General features: G+C 73.2%; 14 protein-coding genes. 10 read left to right on the top strand and 4 right to left on the bottom strand.

The annotated features are described in order from the left end of the window. The first annotated feature begins 318 nt into the window (after window positions 1–318). Window positions 319–2,901 carry an alpha-glucan family phosphorylase gene (glgP, locus tag ACQP10_RS31850; RefSeq protein WP_346019161.1) on the top strand — a complete coding sequence of 861 codons (2,583 nt, stop codon included), beginning with the start codon at window positions 319–321 and terminating at the stop codon, window positions 2,899–2,901. A 186-nt stretch (window positions 2,902–3,087) separates the two neighbouring features. On the opposite strand, the gene ACQP10_RS31845 is transcribed toward glgP, so the two are convergent. Beyond that, window positions 3,088–5,022 (bottom strand): N-acetylmuramoyl-L-alanine amidase, encoded by a 1,935-nt coding sequence (locus ACQP10_RS31845; protein WP_346019162.1) that lies wholly within the window; start codon window positions 5,020–5,022, stop codon window positions 3,088–3,090. Window positions 5,023–5,349: 327 nt separating this feature from the next. Between ACQP10_RS31845 and ACQP10_RS31840 the strand changes: the two genes are divergently transcribed. Further along, window positions 5,350–7,560: an amylo-alpha-1,6-glucosidase gene (locus ACQP10_RS31840; RefSeq protein WP_433540248.1), complete on the top strand. Its 2,211-nt coding sequence runs from the start codon at window positions 5,350–5,352 to the stop codon at window positions 7,558–7,560. Then, window positions 7,550–8,665, top strand: coding sequence for a glycosyltransferase family 4 protein (locus ACQP10_RS31835; RefSeq protein WP_346019164.1), 1,116 nt, complete (start codon window positions 7,550–7,552; stop codon window positions 8,663–8,665). Before ACQP10_RS31840 ends, ACQP10_RS31835 begins: the two co-directional genes overlap by 11 nt. A gap of 173 nt (window positions 8,666–8,838) precedes the next feature. Here ACQP10_RS31835 and ACQP10_RS31830 read toward each other — a convergent pair whose 3' ends face one another. Then, window positions 8,839–9,237 carry a peptidase inhibitor family I36 protein gene (locus ACQP10_RS31830; RefSeq protein WP_346019165.1) on the bottom strand — a complete coding sequence of 133 codons (399 nt, stop codon included), beginning with the start codon at window positions 9,235–9,237 and terminating at the stop codon, window positions 8,839–8,841. 282 nt (window positions 9,238–9,519) lie between these two features. After that, a complete protein-coding gene (locus tag ACQP10_RS31825) occupies window positions 9,520–10,176 on the bottom strand; it encodes an HNH endonuclease family protein (protein ID WP_346019166.1) in 657 nt (218 codons plus the stop codon). A 214-nt stretch (window positions 10,177–10,390) separates the two neighbouring features. On the opposite strand from ACQP10_RS31825, the gene ACQP10_RS31820 reads away from it, so the two are divergent. Further along, on the top strand, window positions 10,391–11,164 hold the full coding sequence (locus ACQP10_RS31820; protein WP_346019167.1) for an enoyl-CoA hydratase/isomerase family protein: 774 nt from the start codon (window positions 10,391–10,393) through the stop codon (window positions 11,162–11,164). A gap of 109 nt (window positions 11,165–11,273) precedes the next feature. Here the strand turns inward: ACQP10_RS31820 and ACQP10_RS31815 are convergent, their stop codons facing one another. After that, window positions 11,274–12,650: an MFS transporter gene (locus ACQP10_RS31815; RefSeq protein WP_346019168.1), complete on the bottom strand. Its 1,377-nt coding sequence runs from the start codon at window positions 12,648–12,650 to the stop codon at window positions 11,274–11,276. Between the two features lie 95 nt (window positions 12,651–12,745). Between ACQP10_RS31815 and ACQP10_RS31810 the strand changes: the two genes are divergently transcribed. The 6 genes from ACQP10_RS31810 (at window position 12,746) to ACQP10_RS31785 (ending at window position 18,437) form a co-directional block, all read left to right on the top strand. Continuing rightward, the gene (locus tag ACQP10_RS31810) at window positions 12,746–13,342 is read left to right on the top strand and encodes a TetR/AcrR family transcriptional regulator (RefSeq protein WP_346019169.1); all 597 of its coding nucleotides are present in this window, start codon (window positions 12,746–12,748) and stop codon (window positions 13,340–13,342) included. A 181-nt stretch (window positions 13,343–13,523) separates the two neighbouring features. Next, window positions 13,524–13,979 (top strand): hypothetical protein, encoded by a 456-nt coding sequence (locus ACQP10_RS31805; RefSeq protein ID WP_346019170.1) that lies wholly within the window; start codon window positions 13,524–13,526, stop codon window positions 13,977–13,979. Next, window positions 13,976–15,199 carry a DUF6395 domain-containing protein gene (locus tag ACQP10_RS31800; RefSeq protein WP_346019171.1) on the top strand — a complete coding sequence of 408 codons (1,224 nt, stop codon included), beginning with the start codon at window positions 13,976–13,978 and terminating at the stop codon, window positions 15,197–15,199. Before ACQP10_RS31805 ends, ACQP10_RS31800 begins: the two co-directional genes overlap by 4 nt. After that, window positions 15,184–16,038 carry a M55 family metallopeptidase gene (locus ACQP10_RS31795; RefSeq protein WP_346019172.1) on the top strand — a complete coding sequence of 285 codons (855 nt, stop codon included), beginning with the start codon at window positions 15,184–15,186 and terminating at the stop codon, window positions 16,036–16,038. The genes ACQP10_RS31800 and ACQP10_RS31795 overlap by 16 nt, the downstream gene beginning before the upstream one ends. A 165-nt stretch (window positions 16,039–16,203) precedes the next feature. Then, window positions 16,204–17,763, top strand: coding sequence for a flavin monoamine oxidase family protein (locus ACQP10_RS31790; protein WP_433540247.1), 1,560 nt, complete (start codon window positions 16,204–16,206; stop codon window positions 17,761–17,763). Window positions 17,764–17,915: 152 nt separating this feature from the next. Further along, window positions 17,916–18,437 carry a YbaK/EbsC family protein gene (locus ACQP10_RS31785; RefSeq protein WP_390001302.1) on the top strand — a complete coding sequence of 174 codons (522 nt, stop codon included), beginning with the start codon at window positions 17,916–17,918 and terminating at the stop codon, window positions 18,435–18,437. Window positions 18,438–18,462 lie beyond the last annotated feature (25 nt).

The following is an 18,462-nucleotide window of genomic DNA, read 5'->3' as shown; positions in this document are numbered from 1 at the left end:
AGAAGTCGGCAAGGAAAGATCTTCGTTTTTTCAAACAACCCCGTGACCGGCACCCGGGGGCGTGACCACGCTCACGGGGGACCGGTTCCCGAGGGGTGGAGCGGTCGGCCCCTAGATGCCTGCCCCAATAGTCCATCTTCATACCTGTGAGGGAAAGACCGGGGAACCCTCGCTTTCCCGGGCGAGTTGGGCCGGTGAACGGCCGCCCCGCGATCGACCCTTCTTTGATGTGTTTGGGGGCGATTGATAGCGGTGAGGGGGAGACGCGTGAGTGTCGAGGTCGCCATCCGTGGCGCTGAGTAACTAGGGTCTGGCAGCGTGAGAGCAATCCGCAGGTTCACCGTCCGCACCGTTCTTCCTCCGGAGCTGGCCTCGCTGGGCGAGCTTGTGCGCAATCTGCGCTGGTCATGGCACCCCGAGACGCTCGACCTCTTCGCCGAGGTCGATCCGGAGGTGTGGGAGAGGGTCGGCCACGACCCGGTCGCCCTGCTCGGCGCCGTCGATCCGGCGCGGCTGCGCGAGCTCGCCGCCGACCGCCGCTTCCTGCGGCGGGTCGCCGACGCCGCGGACGACCTCCACGAGTACAAGACCGCGCCCGGCTGGTACCAGACGGTCCCCGACGCCCCCCGGGCCATCGCCTACTTCTCCCCCGAGTACGGCATCGCCGCCGCGCTGCCGCAGTACTCCGGCGGCCTGGGCATCCTGGCCGGCGACCACCTCAAGGCCGCCAGCGACCTGGGCGTGCCGATCCTGGCGGTCGGCCTGCTGTACCGGCACGGCTACTTCACCCAGTCGCTGTCGCCGGAGGGCTGGCAGTTGGAGCACTACCCCTCCCTCGACCCGGGCGGCCTGCCGCTGACCCTGCTGCGGGAGGAGGACGGCACGCCGGTGCGGACCGCGATCGGCCTGCCCGAGGGCCGCACCCTGCACGCCCAGATCTGGATCGCCCAGGTGGGCCGGGTCCCGCTGCTGCTGCTCGACTCCGACGTGGCCGAGAACGACGTCGCCGCCCGCGACGTCACCGACCGTCTCTACGGCGGCGGCACCGACCACCGCCTGATGCAGGAGCTGCTGCTCGGCGTCGGCGGCGTCCGCGCCATCCGCGCCTACTGCCGGGTCACCGGCCACCCCGAGCCGGAGGTGTTCCACACCAACGAGGGCCACGCGGGCTTCCTCGGCCTGGAGCGCATCCGCGAGCTGACCGAGAGCAGGCTCTCCTTCGACGAGGCGCTGGAGGCGGTCCGCGCCGGCACGGTCTTCACCACCCACACGCCCGTCCCCGCCGGCATCGACCGCTTCCCGGCCGAGATGATCGCCCGCCAGTTCGGCGGCGACAACGCCTGGCCCACCGTCCCGGTGGACCGCATCCTCGCGCTCGGCGCGGAGAAGGAGCCCGGCAAGTTCAACATGGCCGCGATGGGCATGCGGCTGGCCCAGCGGGTCAACGGCGTGTCCGAGCTGCACGGCGAGGTCAGCCGGGAGATGTTCCAGGACCTGTGGCCGGGCTTCGACGCCTCCGACGTACCGATCGGGTCGATCACCAACGGCGTGCACGCGCCCACCTGGGTCGGCCGGGAGATCATGGAGCTGGCCGGCCGGGAGCTGCCCGCGCTCGTCGAGCGGGCCCAGGGCTGGGAGGGCGTCAACAAGATCTCCGACGCCGACGTCTGGGCCATCCGCGGGCGGCTGCGCGCCCGGCTGGTCGAGGGGGCCCGCGAGCGGCTGCGCCGTTCCTGGCTCGCCCGGGGCGCCTCCCGCGCCGAGCTGGGCTGGATCGACGACGCCCTCGACCCGGACGTGCTGACCATCGGCTTCGCCCGCCGGGTGCCCTCCTACAAGCGGCTCACCCTGATGCTGAAGGACCCCGACCGGCTCCGCCAGCTCCTCCTCGACCCGGACAAGCCGGTCCAGATCGTGATCGCCGGCAAGGCGCACCCGGCCGACGAGGGCGGCAAGAAGCTCATCCAGCAGATCGTGAAGTTCGCCGACGCCGAGGACGTGCGGCACCGCATCGTCTTCCTGCCCGACTACGACATGGCGCTCGGCCAGCTCATGGTCCAGGGCGCCGACGTGTGGATGAACAACCCGCTGCGCCCGCTGGAGGCGTGCGGCACCTCCGGGATGAAGGCCGCCCTGAACGGCGGGCTCAACCTGTCCATCCGCGACGGCTGGTGGGACGAGTGGTACGACGGCACCAACGGCTGGGCCATCCCCACCGCCGACGGCGTGGGTGACCCCGACCGCCGCGACGAGCTGGAGGCCGGGGCGCTGTACGACCTGGTCGAGCACGAGGTGGCCGACCGCTTCTACGACCGGGCGGCCGACGGCCTGCCGCTGCGCTGGCTGGAGATGGTCCGCCACACGCTGACCTCCCTCGGGCCCAAGGTCCTGGCCGGGCGGATGCTCCGCGACTACGTCGTGGACCTCTACACTCCGGCCGCCAAGTCGGGCCGCGCGCTGCTCAAGGACGGCTACGAGCCGGCCAGGGGCTTCGCCGCCTGGAAGCTCCGCCTCGCCCAGGCGTGGCCCGGGGTGCGGGTGGAGCACGTGGAGACCTCCAACCTCGGCGACACCCCCGAGGTGGGCGCGGCGCTGGAGGTGCGCGCCACCATCGCGCTGGGCGAGCTGCGCCCGGAGGACGTCCGCGTCCAGGCCGCCTACGGCCCGGTCGGGCTCCACGACGAGCTGGTACGGCCCGCGTACACGACCCTGGCCCTGGAGTTCGACGGCGACGACGGCAGGGCCGTCTTCGCCGGGACCGTCCCGCTGGACCGCACCGGCTCGTTCGGCTACAGCGTCCGGGTCGTCCCCGACCACCCGCTCATGGACACGCCCGCCGAGCTGGGGCTGGTCACCGTGCCGGAGGAGCCGGCGGGGATGACCAACGGCACCCTGCGCTGACCCCGGCGGCCGGGCGGGGACGGAGAAGCCGACCCCGGCGGCCGGGACGGAGAGAAGGAGGAGGGGAGCCGGGGCACACGCCCGGCTCCCCTCCTCCTTTCATGTCCTCTCCGTGCCCTCCGGCGCATCGGTGACCGGACGTCCTCCGGCGCACCGAGGGTCAGGCGTCCTCCGGTGTCCCGGGGGTCAGGTGGCGGACACCACCACGTCCTCGGCCTTGACGAACATCACGCGGTGGCCGAACTGGATCTGGTAGTACTTCTGCTTCCCGCGGACCACCTGGTGGTTCGACGGGTCGAAGGTCACCGCCCGGTAGTACTCGCCGACCGCGGTCAGGCCGACGGTGTAGCGCTGGCCCGCGGCGAGGGTGTACTGCAGCGGGCTGATCGCCTGGTACGGCACGCCCGCCGGGTACGCCTCCGCCTCCGGGTACGCCCTGCCGTACACCGGCACGCTCGCCAGGCCCGGCTTGGGCGTCACCACCAGGCCCTTGGACGGAACCGCGGTGGGCTGGGACGCGGGGTTGTGGAACCACGCCTTCTGGCCGAGGTACCAGATCGCGGTCCAGTCGCCCTGGCGGTCGGCGACGGCGTAGCGCTGGCCGGTGGTGGCGCGGGCGCTGTGGTCGTAGACGCTGTAGAGCGAGTCACCGGTCGGGTGCTTGCCGATGTCCTTGACCAGCGGGGCGTCCTCACGCGGCTCGGTGCGCAGCCAGACCGACGCCGAGCCGTGCGGGGCGCAGTCGGCGTCGGGGTTCTTGCGGTCGCAGCCGTAGTAGTACGGCTGGTTCTTGTCGTAGTCGGGGAGGATCATCACCGACCCGGTCTGCGGGCCGCCGGTGCCGTGCAGCGGGCGGCCGAGGAGCTGGAAGTAGCGCGCCCAGTCCCAGAAGGGGCCCGGGTCCTCGTGCATGCCCCGCACCGTGGAGGCGATCGTCCCGGGCACGTTGTCGTGGCCGATGATGTGCGCCCGGTCGAGCGGGACCTGGTAGCGCTGGGCGAGGTAGCGCACCAGCCGGGCCGAGCTGCGGTACATCGCCTCGGTGTACCAGTAGGCGCCCTCGGCGAGGAATCCCTCGTGCTCGATGCCGATCGACTTGGCGTTGACGTACCAGTTGCCCGCCTGCCAGGCGACGTCCTTGGTCTTCACGTGCTGGGCGATGTGCCCGTCCACGGAACGCACCGAGTAGTGCCAGCTCGCCGGGCGCGCGGGGTCCTGCACCAGCCGCACGGAGGGGTCGAAGTAGCCCTCCATGTCGTGGATGACGATGTACTCGATCTGCTGGTTGGCCGGCCGGTTCGACTTGTCGTGGTTGCCGTAGTCGTCATCGGGCAGCGCCTGGTAGGGCGCGGGGATCCACTCGCACGAGACGGTGGGCGGGCACTCGGCCTCGCCGCGGACGGGCCGGCGCAGGCCCAGCTTGTCCAGCCAGCCGTCCATCTTCCGCACGCCGGGGGCGGCCCGCAGTTCGACCTTCTGGCCGTCGTCGGTGACGCGCCCGGCGCCGGACTCGATCGTGGCGTAGACCTCGTCGGCGAAGAACTTCGCCGCCTCGGCCTCCTCGGCGCCGGAGTAGCGGGCCACCGCGCCGTACCACTGGCCGGGGTCGTCGCTGAGCGGCGCGCCGAGCGTCTTCTGGTAGTCGGCCAGCAGGGCCGCGCCGCCGCGGATGTTGGCGGCCGGGTCACCGCGCAGTTCCTCGCGGCTCGCGCCGGTGAGCTCGGCCGCCTTCTCCAGCGTCCTGAGCGAGGCGGGGACCTCGGCGGGCGCCGGCGCCGCCTGGGGGGCCGGCAGCGGGCGGCTCTCGTCACCCCGGGCGTCCTCGGTGCCCTCGGCGTGGTGGTTCCCGCCGCTCAGCTCGGCCGCGTCGGTGAGGTGCATCGGGCCGTACCCGGCGGAACTGCTCGGCTTGCCCGCGTTGGCGTCCCAGCGGGACTCCAGGTAGGACACGCCGAGCAGGACGCTCTCGGGCACGCCGTACGCCTTGGCGGCCTCGGTGAAGGCCGCCTGCCGGCTGTCGGGAACGGCCGTCTGCGTGGCGGAGGCCGGTTGTGCTAGGGAGAGGCCGCCTGCGACCACGATGGCCGCGGCCGCCAGGCGGAGGGGGGACGATCGTCGCACGAACGCTCCTCGGCTGGGGGGATCCGATGCGAGACAGCCTGCGAAGCCGGGCCCGCGATGTCAATAACATTCTTCACTTTGCCGACACGTAGCGAAGAATTTCTTCACCCTGTCAGCCCGGCGGCTCCCGGCCTCGGCCGCTTCCGTGACCCGAACGGATCGATCCGCTCACGATGCGGCGGTCGGGTCGAGCGGGCGGAGGATACGGCGCTGATCAGGTAAAACCTGCGCATGGGGATCCTGCGGGCGGTTCCCCTCCCGTGCGGGGCGGGAAGGGCAACGGGTTGGAGGCGAAGGCCCGCGAGCCGTACGCACTGGAGAGAAGACGTGAACGGGTGGACTTTCGAGGGCCAGCCCGGCGCACTGGGCGACAGCGCGGTGACCCTGGTGGAGAGCGGTTCCTTCTGCGTGTCCGGGCGCGGCGGCGACATCGTGCCGGGCGGGGCGCAGGGGGTCTACACCGCCGACACCCGGCTGCTGTCGCGCTGGGAGTTGCGGATCGACGACGTCGGGGTGGAACCGCTCAACGTGTTCGTGACCGAGCCGTACCACGCGACGTTCGTCGGCCGGGCGGCACCGCGGCCGGGGCGCGCGGAGAGCACCCTGCTGGTGGTCAGGGACCGCTACGTCGGCGGCGGTCTGCGCGAGGACCTGACGCTGCGCAACCTGTCCGACGAGCCGGCCGGATGCCTGGTCGACATCCACCTGGCCGGTGACCTGGCCGACCTGTTCGAGGTCAAGGCGGGGCGGGTCCGGCACGTGCTGGACGTGGAGACGACGCCCGACCGGACGGGTCTGATGATCTTCTCCACCAGCCGGTGCCGGGGGACCCGGGTGGTGGCCGAGCCGCAGCCGATCTCCATGCCCGGGATCCTCGCCTTCCGGATCGTCGTGCCCGCCCGGGGGGAGTGGACCGCCACCGTCCAGGTCAACCCGATCCTCGACGGCGAGGAGCTGCCCACCCGGTTCTCCACCCACCACCCGCTGGAGCACGCCGAGCCCGCCCGGCGGCGGGCCGACTGGGACCGGCTCAGCCCGGCCGTCGTCACCTCCGACCGCACCCTCACCCAGGTGCTGCGCCGCTCCCGGGAGGACCTGGGGGCGCTGCGGCTGTTCGACCCCGACCGGCCCGAGGAGCCGCCGACGATCGCCGCGGGCGCGCCGTGGTTCATGACGCTGTTCGGCCGCGACTCGCTGCTGACCTCCTGGATGGCGCTGCCGATGGACCAGTCGCTGGCGCTCGGCACGCTGCGCCGCCTGGCCAGGTTGCAGGGCAAGACCTGCGATCCGCTCACCGAGGAGGAGCCGGGCAAGATCCTGCACGAGCTGCGCTTCGGAGCCCAGTCCGGCGGTCTCGCCTACTACGGCTCGGTGGACGCCACCCCGCTGTTCGTGATGCTGCTGGGAGAGCTGCGCCGGTGGGGCCTGCTCCGCACGGAGGTGGAGGGGCTCCTGCCGTACGCCGACGAGGCGCTCGGCTGGATCACCAGGTCGGCCGACCCGTTCCTGTCCTACCGCCGCAAGACCGACCACGGCCTGGTCCACCAGGGCTGGAAGGACTCCTTCGACGGCATCACCTTCGCCGACGGCACCCTGGCGCGGCCGCCCATCGCGCTGGCCGAGGTGCAGGGCTACGTCTACGCCGCCTACAACGCGCGCGCCCACTTCGCCCACGAGGCCGGCGACATCGCCGTGGAGGAGGAGTGGAAGGGGCGGGCGGCGCGCCTGCGGGAGGCGTTCAACGACCGGTTCTGGATGCCCGAGCGCGGCTACTACGCGATCGGTCTCGACGGCGAGGGACGCCGCATCGACTCCGTCGCCTCCAACCCCGGTCACTGCCTGTGGACCGGCATCGTCGACGAGGACCGCGCCGCGTCCGTCGCCGGGCACCTGCTCTCGCCGCGCATGTTCACCGGGTACGGCGTGCGCACCCTGGCCTCCGACATGGGCGCCTACAACCCGATGAGCTACCACAACGGCTCGGTCTGGCCGCACGACAACTCCATCATCGTGGCCGGGCTGATCCGGTACGGCTTCGCCGAGGAGGCACGGCGGATCGCCTCCGGCCTGATGGAGGCGGCGGAGGCGTTCGGCTGGCGGCTGCCCGAGCTGTTCTGCGGCTTCGACCGGGGCGAGTTCTCCCCGCCGGTGCCCTACCCCACCTCCTGCACCCCGCAGGCGTGGGCCGCCGCGTCGCCCATCCACCTGCTGCGCAACATGCTCCGCCTCGACCCCTGGGTGCCCTACGGGCAGGTGTGGCTGGACCCCGTGCCGATGGAGGACATCCGGGTCGAAGGGATGCCGCTCGCCGGGTCCCGGCTGACGATCGAGGTCAGCGACGGGAAGGTCTCCGTCGCCGGGCTGCCCGAGGGGATGATCCTGCACGACGAGCCGCGCCCGCCGATGTCGGCCCCGGGTGGCGCCTTCAGCGTCCGGGGCCGGAGAAGGCGCGGTGACGGGCAGGTCCGGGACTCGGGGGCCCGGGAAAGGACATCGACAGGCCGCGGGGCCGGGAGCGGGGGCGGGGATGATCGCTGAAGAGGAGCCGGCCGGGTGGCGCGGCGGGGGGCTGCGCGTCGTGATGATCGCTCCCCCCTGGTACGACGTACCGCCCGCGGCGTACGGCGGCATCGAGTCGATGGTGGCCGACCTCGTCGCGGGGCTGTCGCGGCGCGGGCACGAGGTCACCCTGATCGGCGCGGGCAAGCCCGGCACGTCGGCCCGCTTCCTGGCGACCTACGCCGTGCCGCCGTCGGAGCGGATCGGCGAGGCGATGCCGGAGGTGCTGCACGCGGCCAGGGCGCACGGCATGCTCTCCGGCCTGGAGACGGACATCGTCCACGACCACTCGCTGGCCGGGCCGCTGCACGCCGGGTGCCGGGCCGTCCCGACGGTGATCACCTGCCACCTCACGATGGACGGTGAGTTCGGCGACTACTACCGCTCGCTCGGCACCGGCGTGGTGATGGTCGGCATCTCCCGGGCGCAGCGGCGCAGTGCCCCGGAGCTGCCCTGGGCCGGGGTCGTCCACAACGCCGTGGACATCGCCTCCTTCCCCTTCCGCGAGGACAAGGAGGACTGGGTGCTGTGGCTCGGCCGGTTCAACGAGGACAAGGGCGCGCACCTGGCCATCGACGCCGCCCGCGCGGCCGGGCGGCGGATCATGCTGGCCGGCAAGCTCACCGAGCCGGTGGAGCGCGACTACTTCGCCGAGCACGTCGCGCCCAGGCTCGGCGCCGACGCCGAGTACGTCGGCGAGGCCGACGCCGTCGGCAAGCGCGAGCTGCTCGCGGCGGCCCACTGCCTGCTCTTCCCGATCCTGTGGGAGGAGCCGTTCGGCATGGTGATGATCGAGGCGATGGCCTGCGGCACGCCGGTGGTGGCGTTCGGCAGGGGAGCGGTGCCCGAGGTCGTCGCCGACGGGGTGACCGGTTTCGTCCTGGACCGGCCCGAGGAGCTGCCGGAGGCGATCGAGGCGGCCGGGAAGCTCGACCCGCACGCCTGCCGGTCCCACGTGGCGGACCACTTCGGCGTCGAGGCGATGGCCGCGGGCTACGAGCGCGTCTACCGAAAGGTGATCGCCGAGGCCGCCGCGCGGGCCGAGCCCGCCGGCGGGACCCGGGGCCTGATGCCGCTGAACTGACGCCCCTGAACCGGCACCGTTGAGCTGGCGTCGCGCCGCCGGGTTCGCGCCGCCGTGCCGGCCTGTTCGGTGGGGCCGGCCCGCCGTGGCGTCACGGGGCGGGACGGCCGGGCGCCGCCTGCGGCTTTCCGCGCGACGCCCGGCCGGGCGGGAACGGGCCCGCCGGAGTCGGATCAGCCGTGCGAGTCGGCCGGGGAGCCGGTGAAGGTGGTGAGGCAGGACGGGCCGTTGGCGCCGTTGAAGCGGACCGAGTGGAAGAAGTCGCGGAACGGGGTGTAGAAGTTGCCCTTCCCCCAGGGGGAGGTCACGGCGGAGCAGCCGCCGTAGCCGGACTCGGAGTACAGGTGGACGTAGGAGGCCGTACGGTTCCAGTCGGACTTGGCCCGGCCCGCCATGCCGAGCGCGGCGAGGTCCGGGGTGTCGCTCTTGATCTCGATCATGTCGCCCGTGCCGTCGAGGCCGGAGAACATGCAGTAGGACCCGGCATGGCAGCGGTCGTAGCCGGTGGCGGCCTGGGCGGGGGCGCCCGCCAGTGCGGTCAGCGCGACGGCCGCGACGGGGAGTGCCAGCATCTGAAGCTTCTTGCCCAATGTTCCTCCATTGGTGAAACTTTCTTTCGATGACCGGCTCGACCATACCTGTTGCGATCTTGTAGAGGAAGGGGTCATTTTCCGGCCATCCGAAACCCGGCCGGCGCCTCCCGCCGTACGGCGGGCGCCACGGCCCCGATGACCTGCCGTGGCCCGGGGGTGAGGCCGGTCGGGACGGAGCGGGAATCGGGGCGCGTGGGGCCGGTCAAAGGGTCCTGGGCCGGTCACGGCCGGAGGCGTGTCCGTCGCGGCCGGCCGGGAAGGCTAGCGTCCGCAGGTGCGGAGCATGTTGAGCAAGGCCACCTTCTCCGCGCGGGTCACGAAGAGCCGGTAGTGGTGCTTCACGGTGATCCACGAGGTCGCGTACCGGCACCAGTAAGCGCGGCGTTGCGGACGCCAGTTCTGTGGGCCCTGCCCGCCTTTGGCGATGTTGGCGGAGTGGCTGACGGTGAGCAGTTCGGGACGGGTGAGGTCGTTGGCGAACGCGCGCCGCTTGGCCTGGGTCCATCGTTTGGCGCCCGAGCGCCAGGCGTAGGCGAGCGGCACCACGTGATCGACGTCCACCTGCTTCTCGCTCCTGAGCCGTTTGCCGTCGTACGGGCTGTACCAGAGCCCCTTGACCGGGTGGCAGGCCGCGTTACGGCGTACGCCCCGCCCGTCGCGGGCCAGCACCATCTCCCGCGTGTCGCACCTGCCCTTGCGGTGCCCCCATCGGGGCTGGAACCGCTCGCGGCTGTAGCCGCGGATGGACAAGGGCCTGGCGACCTTGAGCCGGGCCAGCATGTGCCGGGCGAGGGCCGCGCTCGCGGCCTGTGATTGCTTGCGTGGTTCCGCCGCCGCCTGCGGGGTGGCGAAGGGGGTGATGGGGACGACCGCGAGAGTCAGTACGGCGACGAGGGATGCCCGCCTCAGGAAAATCATGGTCTCCCCCATACCCAACGAGATCCCGCTGCGACGGCCGGCGGGGACTCATCTCGACGGTCGATCCTCCGCGGTGCTCCCCGCCCGCATGGGCCGGCTCCTCCAGACCCCGCCGCCTCGCTGCCGTACGGGGGTGTCATGGAACGTCGATCGTCCTTTCGCGTGACGCTCCTCTAGGGTGCGGGTGACGGGTTGCTCGAAGGAGAGGACGGCCATGGGTGAGTTCGTGCGGGTGGAGACGGCCGACGGGATCGCGACGATCCGGCTCGACCGGCCGAAGATGAACGCGCTCAACCGGCAGGTCCAGGAGGAGATCCGCGACTGCGCCCGCCAGGTGGACGCCGACCCCGAGGTGTACGCGGTGGTGCTCTACGGCGGGGAGAAGGTCTTCGCGGCGGGCGCCGACGTCAAGGAGATGGCCGACATGTCGTACGCCGACATGGCCGTCCACTCCGCGACCCTGCAGGACTGCTTCACCGCGGTCGCCGAGATCGGCAAGCCGGTCATCGCGGCGGTGACCGGCTACGCCCTGGGCGGCGGCTGCGAGCTGGCGCTGTGCGCGGACATCCGGATCGCGGGCGAGTCGGCCAAGCTGGGCCAGCCGGAGATCCTGCTCGGCATCATCCCCGGCGCCGGGGGCACCCAGCGCCTGCCGCGGCTGGTCGGCCCGGCGCGGGCCAAGGACCTCATCTTCACCGGCCGCCACGTCTCCGCCGCCGAGGCCCTGCAGATCGGGCTGGTCGACCGGGTCGTCCCGGACGCCGACGTCCACACCGAGGCGCTGGCCTACGCCGCGCAGTTCAAGGGCGGTCCCGCGCTGGCCGTGCGGGCGGCCAAGCAGGCCGTGGACCGCGGCCTGGAGACCGACCTGGCCACCGGCCTGGAGATCGAGCGCCTGCAGTTCTCCGGCCTGTTCGCCACCGAGGACGCCCGCGACGGCATGCGGGCCTTCGCCGAGAAGACCAAGGCCACCTTCACCGGCCGCTGACCGGCCCACCGGCCGCCGGCCCGGCCGCGCGGCCGGGGCGGCGGCCTGCTCGCGCCGTACGGCGCCGCCCGGGAGGGCCGCGTCCCGGATGCGGCCCGTGCCGGGCCGGTCAGGCGGCGGCCGGGGCCGGGGTCCGGGCCGGGGCGGCGGTGCGCGGCAGGATCTGGACCAGCGCCGCGACGGCCAGGGTGACCACGATCAGGTAGACCAGCCCGTGCCGGAACGCCCCCGCGACCCCGGCCGACGGATCGCCGTAGAACACGATGCCGACGATGCCGACGCCGATGGCCGAGCCGACCTGCTGGGCCGTGGTGAGGATCCCGGCGGCGGCGCCGGCGTGCCGCGGGGCGACCCTGGCCAGGACGGTGCCCATGATGGGGGCGAGCGCCAGGCCCATGCCGACCCCGTCGGCGACCAGCATCGGCACCAGCCAGCCGATCGGCGCGTCCCAGGCGACCGCGACGAGCAGGGCGGTCAGGCCGGCCGCCCTTGTCAGCCCGCCCAGGGCGATCGTCTGGCGGCCGAGGCGGGCCGTCAGCCGGGGCGCGAGCAGCGAGGCCGCGAGGTAGCCCGCGCCGATCGGGGTGAAGATCAGGCCGGCCTGGAGCGCGTCCAGGCCCCGGCCCTCCTGGACGTACAGGGCGAAGATCAGGAAGTAGGCGGCCATGCCCATGGTGAAGGCGAGCTGGGTGAGCAGCCCCGCGGTGAAGGCCCGCTCGCGGAACAGGGTGAGGTCGATCAGCGGTGACTCGTGCCGCCGCCGGCCGTACGCGATGAGGAGGGCGGCGGCGACGGCGAAGGACAGCCAGGTCCACAGCGGCCAGCCCTGCTCACGGCCTTCGATCAGCGGCAGCAGTGTGGCGACCAGACCGAGCGTGACGAGTGCGGCCCCGCCGACGTCGAGCCGTACGGTGTCGGCGGATCGGCTCTCGGGCACCACGCGGCCGGTCATCACCAGGGCGGCGACGCCGATCGGCAGATTGATCAGGAAGCAGGCCCGCCAGCCGAGGCCGAACAGGTCGGCCTGGATGAGCACGCCCCCGATGATCTGGCCGAAAACCGCCGCCAGGCCCATGGTCAACGCGTAGGCACTGAGCGCCCTGGCCTGGGCCGTCCCGTGGTAGGCGGTGCGCAGGACGGCCAGCACCTGAGGGGAGAGCAGCGCGGCCGACGCGCCCTGCGCGACGCGGGCGGCGATCAGCGTGCCGACGTCCGGGGCCAGGCCGCAGACGACCGAGGCCAGCGTGAAGAGGGTCAGCCCGACGGCGAACATGCGGCGGCGGCCGAAGAGGTCACCGAGCCGGCCGCCGAGGACCAGTCCGGAGCCGTAGGCCAGGCCGTATCCGGCGACCACCCACTCGACGGCCGCGGCCCCGGCGTGCAGGTCGCGCTGGGTGGTGGGGATGGCCACGTTGACGATGAAGAAGTCGAGCATCGTGATGAAGACACCGGTCAGGACGGTGGGCAGGGTGCCCCGGCGTGGCATGGCCGCTCCAAAGGATAGATAGAACGATCGGTATACGGCGCCTCATTAGATAGAATGGTTGGTCTACTGTCAACCGCGTGCGAGGATTCGGAGCCGTGACCACGACCACGAGACCGGGACCGCGCGAGCGGCTGCTGGAAGCCGCCCGCGAGCTCACCTACACCCATGGCGTTCACGTCGGCGTGGACGCCATCCTCGGCCGGGCCGACGTCGCCCGCCGTTCGCTCTACCAGCACTTCGGCGGCAAGGACGGGCTCATCGCCGAGATGCTGCGCACCCAGGCCACCACCGACCGCTACCGGGAGACCATGGACGCGGCCGGCGACGACCCCCGCGAGCGCGTCCTGGCCGTCTTCGACGAGCTGGAGCGGGTCACCACGCGGCCCGCGTTCCGCGGCTGCCGCTACACCGCCGCCGAGCTCGCCCTCTCCGACCCGGATCACCCGGCGCACGCGGAGGTCCGCGCCCACAAGGGGGAGCTGCACCGGATCTTCGCCGCCGAGCTGACCCGGCACGGCCACCCGGACCCGGAGTTCGGCGCCGACCAGATCCTGGTGCTCGTCGACGGGGTGCTGGCCCACGCCGTCACCCGCCCCGGCGCGCACCCCGCGCTGGCGGCTCGGGCGATGGCCGAGACGATTCTCGGGCCGGGCGGAACGGCGAAACCGGGCGGGACGCCGGAGCGGGGATGACCGGACGCCGGGACCCCCGGCCGGGAGGCCGGAACCAGGAGGGGCCGGAACCGGGAGGGGCGGGATCGGCGGCGGGCCGAGCCGGGTGATCGGCCGCGCCGGAATGCGAGGGTCGCACCGGGCTGTGCCGATTCCTGAGACCGTCCGGACATCTCGGTCTTTGCCGGTATCGTGCCGGGCTATGGCGCGATTGGCGAAGCGGGCTCTGGTGCCCGCCCGGCTGCGGAGTGCGGTGCGCGGCTGGTTCGACTCCCGGTACATCTCCCTGGCCGAGCACCGCCAGGACATCAAGGACGCGCTGTGGGAGGTCCAGGTGCTGCGCCGGGAGGTCACCACGCTGCGCGCCGAGGTCGAGAGGCTCCAGGCGCGCACGGCCAAGGCCCCCGCCGCCCCCGCCGGGCGGACCGTGGACGAGACGCGGGCGCGGCGCTGGGACGACGCCCACCGGCTGGCCACCGAGACGGCCGCCGCGATGGAGCGGGTGCTGCAGAACGAGGTGCTGCTCTGGCAGGCCGTGGACCGCGCCGCCGCCGGCCGTACCCCTGAGACCGCCGAGACGGACCGCCCCGCGGGGGAGGGCCACAGCGCTGGGACCGCCGGGACGGCCCTGGACCGCGCCGCCGGGAGCGCCGGATGAGGGTCTCCTGGACCTCCGACGACGCCGTCCGGCACCTGACCTTCCGGCTGGACCCCGAGGACGGCATCACCGGGCACTGCGCCGACGGCGAGCCACTGAAGATGGCCACGAACTCCTGCCGGGTCGAGTTGCCGCGCGAGCCGCGCGAGATCCACCCCGACCTCGCGGCCCTGGCGGCCTGGACCGTCGTCGCCCCGTGGACCCGCCGCGCGGTCACCTTCGACCGGCCGATCTCCGCCGAGCTGGCCGGGGCGATCCACGACGGCTGGGGGATCGAGGCGGGCCCGGTGGGCGCGTCGCCGCGCTCCGGCCGCCGGCTGGCGATCTCCTACAGCGGCGGCGCCGACTCGGTGGCCGCGGCGGCCATGCTGCCCGACGCGCCGTTCGTCCACTTCCAGCGGGTGTCCCACCCGCGCGTGCCCAACCGCTGGACCCACTACCGCGCCGACGTGCTGGCGAAGCTGGCCGCGCGCACCGGCCGCGAGCTGACCGTCGTCCGCTCCGACCTGGAGTTCACGCTCGCCGAGCCCCGGCCCGGCTACCCCGAGCACCACGCGGTGGCCGCCGGGGCGCTGCTGATGGCCGACGAACTGGACCTCGGCGGCCTGGCGTTCGGCTACGAGCTGGGCTCGCGCTGGCTGGGCGGCGACCGCTACCTGCTGCGCTACACCCCCGACAACCCGATGTGGGCCCCGCACGGCGCCTGGGGCCGCGCCTTCGCCGCGGCGGGCGTGCACATCGTGCTGCCCGTCGGCGGGGTGAGCGAGGCCGTCACCATGCGGCTGGCCCTTTCCTCCCCGCTGAAGGAGTACGTCCGCTGGTGCCTGCGCGGCGAGGACGGCCCCTGCGGCACCTGCGGCAAGTGCCTGTACAAGGAGCTCATCCAGGCCGCCGTCGAGCGCCGCCCGCTGCGCACCGCCATCGGCCCGGACCGGCCGGTAGCCCGCAAGTGGCAGGAGCCCCCGCCGTACGGCGGGCAGGAGATGATCGAGTACGGCTGCGCCCGGATCCCCGGCATCGAGGACACGGTCTTCGCCAAGGCCGCGGCGTTCCTCGGCGCGACCGAGTCCTCGACCGCCTGGCTGGACCGCTGCTACCCTCCCGCGATCGAGGAGATCCCCGAGCCGTGGCGGGCGGCGGTCCGCGACTTCGTCGCGGCCGAGATCGGGTTCATGAACGACGACGAGGCGCGCCGCGTCGAGACATGGGGGCTGTCGTGAGGGTGTACGTCTCGGTGGACATGGAGGGCGTCACCGGCCTGACCGACCCCGAGGAGATGCGGGCGGGGGGCCGCGGCTACGAGCGCGGCTGCGAGCTGATGACCGCCGACGCCAACGCCGCCGTCCAGGGCGCCTTCGACGCCGGGGCCGAGGCGGTGTGCGTCAACGACGCCCACAGCTCGACGAAGAACCTCAGGATCGACCTGCTCGACCCGCGCGCCACCCTGATCAGGGGGCCGGGCAAGCCGCTGCGGATGGGCCAGGGCCTCGACCCGGGCCACCGGGCCGCCTGCTTCGTCGGCTACCACGCGCGGGCCGGGGTCGAGCACGGCGTGCTCAACCACACCTGGATGGGCAAGGAGATCCAGAACCTCTACCTCAACGGCGAGGTCTGCGGCGAGACCCGCCTGGTGGCGTCGTTCGCCGGGTCGCTCGGCGTCCCGGTGGCCCTGGTCACCGGGGACGAGGCGGTCTGCGAGGAGGCCAGGGAGCTGCTCGGCGACGTCGAGACCGTCGCGGTCAAGAAGGGCATCAACAAGTTCTCCGCCGAGCTGCTGCCGCCCTCGGTGACCCAGGCCCGTATCCGCGAGGCCACCGTCCGCGCGCTTGGCCGGCTCGCGGACTTCCGCCCCTACGCCGCGGAGCCGCCGTTCACCCTCGGCATCGAGTGGAACTCCACCGCCATCGCCGCCGGGTGCGCCATCATTCCCGGGGTGCGCTCGGTCGGGCCCCGGCACACCGAGTTCACCACCGACGACTTCGCCCAGATCATGGGGATGATGGGCCTGCTGGCCACCATCGGCGGCCAGATCGCCTGCGACAGCGGCGTGTACGGCTGACCCCGCCGACGACCGCCGCCGGCCCCCGAACCACCGGCGACCCTCGCCACCCCGACGACCCCCGAACCACCGACGACCCCCGCGAACCGCTCCGGCCCGGCCCCGCTCCCGGCGGCCGGCCCGCAGGCGGCTCGCCCCCGCGAGCCCGGAAGACCCGAGAAGACAGTGACCGAACGCAGGACGATGACGCGCAGGGCGCTGCTGGTGGGCGTGGGCGCGGCCGGCGGCGCCGGAGCCATGTTCGCGGCCATGGGGGCATTGGGCCTGGCCCCCGACTCCCAGCCCTCCGACTACGTCCCGCCGCAGCCCTCCGACTTCTCCCTCAAGGGGAAGGGCGCGGCCAAGGTCGTGATCATCGGGGCCGGTGTCGCCGGGCTGACCTGCGCCTATGAGCTGGGCAAGGCGGGCTACGACTGCACCGTCCTGGAGGCGGCCGACCGGGTCGGCGGGCGCAACCTCACGCTGCGCGGCGGCGACCGGCTGCCCGAGAAGGACGGGCCGGACCAGACGGCCGGGTTCGGCGAGGGCGTCTACTTCAACGCCGGTCCCGGGCGGATCGCGCAGTGGATGATCGCCATGGACTACTGCCGCGAGCTGGGCGTTCCCCTTGAGGTGTTCGTCAACAACAACGCCTCGGCGTACGTCTACACGCGCGGCATGAAGGCCCCGGTCCGGGCCCGCACGGCCCGCGCCGACCTGTACGGCTACGTCGCGGAACTGCTGGCCAAGGCCTCCCACGCGGGCGCGCTGAACCGCCGCCTCACCGCGGAGGACCGCGAGCGGCTCTCGGAGTTCCTGCGCCGGTTCGGCGACCTCGGGCCCGACCTGTCCTACCGCGGCTCCGGCCGGCGCGGGTTCGCGACCTACCCGGCGATCGGCGACGGCGTGCCGCTCGACCCGCCCGCCTCGCTGGCCGAGGTGCTCTCCGCGGGCACCGGCCGGGCGATCACCATGGACTTCGGCTTCGAGCAGGCGGCGCCGATGTTCCAGCCGGTGGGCGGGATGGACGCGATCGTGACCGCGCTGGTCAGGGCGGTCGGCCACGACCGGATCAGGACGGGGACGCCCGTGACCGGGATCAGGAACCTGCCCGACGGCGTCGAGGTGACCCACCCGGGCGGCGCGGTCCGCGCCGACTACTGCGTGGCCGCGCTGCCGCCGCACCTGCTCGCCCGGCTGCCGCACAACCTCGGCGCCCAGGTCACCGCCGCGCTCCGCACCCCCGTGCCGGTCGCCGCCGGCAAGATCGGCCTGGAGTACGGCAGGCGCTGGTGGGAGACCGAGGACCGCATCTACGGCGGCGTCACCGAGACCGACCTGGACATCACCCACATCTGGTACCCCTCCTACGGCTACCACGCCCAAAGCGGCCTGCTCGTCGGCTACTACAACACCGAGAAGGAGGCCGAGCTGTACGGCCGGCTCTCCCCGGCCGAGCGCCGCAGCCGGGCGCTCACCCAGGGCAAGAAGATCCACGGCGAGAAGTACCGCGCCGAGCTGCGCTCCAGCGTCTCGATCGCCTGGCACCGCCAGCCGCACATCGAGGGAGGCTGGGTCCGCTGGCCCTCCTACCAGGGGGCCTTCACCCTCCTGCAGCGCCCGGCCGGGCGGGTCTACTTCGCCGGCGACTGGCTCACCCACCTGATCGCCTGGCAGGCCGGGGCCATGGAGTCGGCCAGGAAGGCGGTCACCGCGATCCATGAGCGGGTGCTGAGCACGTCCTGAGCACGTCGAGCGGCGCCGTCCCGGCGTGCCGGGCACGGCCGTACAGTCTCAGGGGGCGGCGGCACGAGGAGTCCCGGGGACCGCGAGCGGTCCCGGAAAACGGTGAGCGGTCCCGGGGACGACGGGGCGCGTGACGGAGGGGAAGAACGGCGATGGCGATCGGAACGCTGGAATGGGTCAAGGCCGGCGAGCGGCCCGACCTGCTCGCGGAGCCCGTGGCGCGGGCGGCGGCGGGGCTCGACGGGGTGCTCGTGGCCCCGATCGACCCGGAGCTGGCCGACACGGCGGCGTTCTGCGAGCGGTACGGCGTCACCCTGTCGGAGTCGGCCAACTGCGTGATCGTGGCGGCCAAGCGCGCCGGGGAGGTCCGCTACGCGGCCTGCCTGGTGCTCGCCACCACGCGGGCGGACGTCAACGGCGTGGTCCGGCGGCACCTGGAGGCCCGGAAGATCTCGTTCGCTCCGCAGGACGACGCGGTCGGGCTGACCGGGATGGAGTACGGCGGGATCACCCCGCTGGGGCTGCCCGCGGGGTGGCCGGTGCTGGTGGACGAGGCCGTGGCGGCGCACCCGGAGGTCGTGATCGGCAGCGGCGTCCGCCGCTCCAAGCTGGCGGTGGCCGGCTCGCTGCTGGCCGGGTTGGAGAACGCGGAGGTGCTCCGGCTGGCGAGCTGAGGCCGGACCGGAGGCGCCGGGGGAG

Origin of the sequence: Streptosporangium sandarakinum (assembly GCF_050942225.1) — a bacterium.
GTDB lineage: Bacteria > Actinomycetota > Actinomycetes > Streptosporangiales > Streptosporangiaceae > Streptosporangium > Streptosporangium nondiastaticum.
This window is presented reverse-complemented; position numbering and strand designations above follow the sequence as displayed.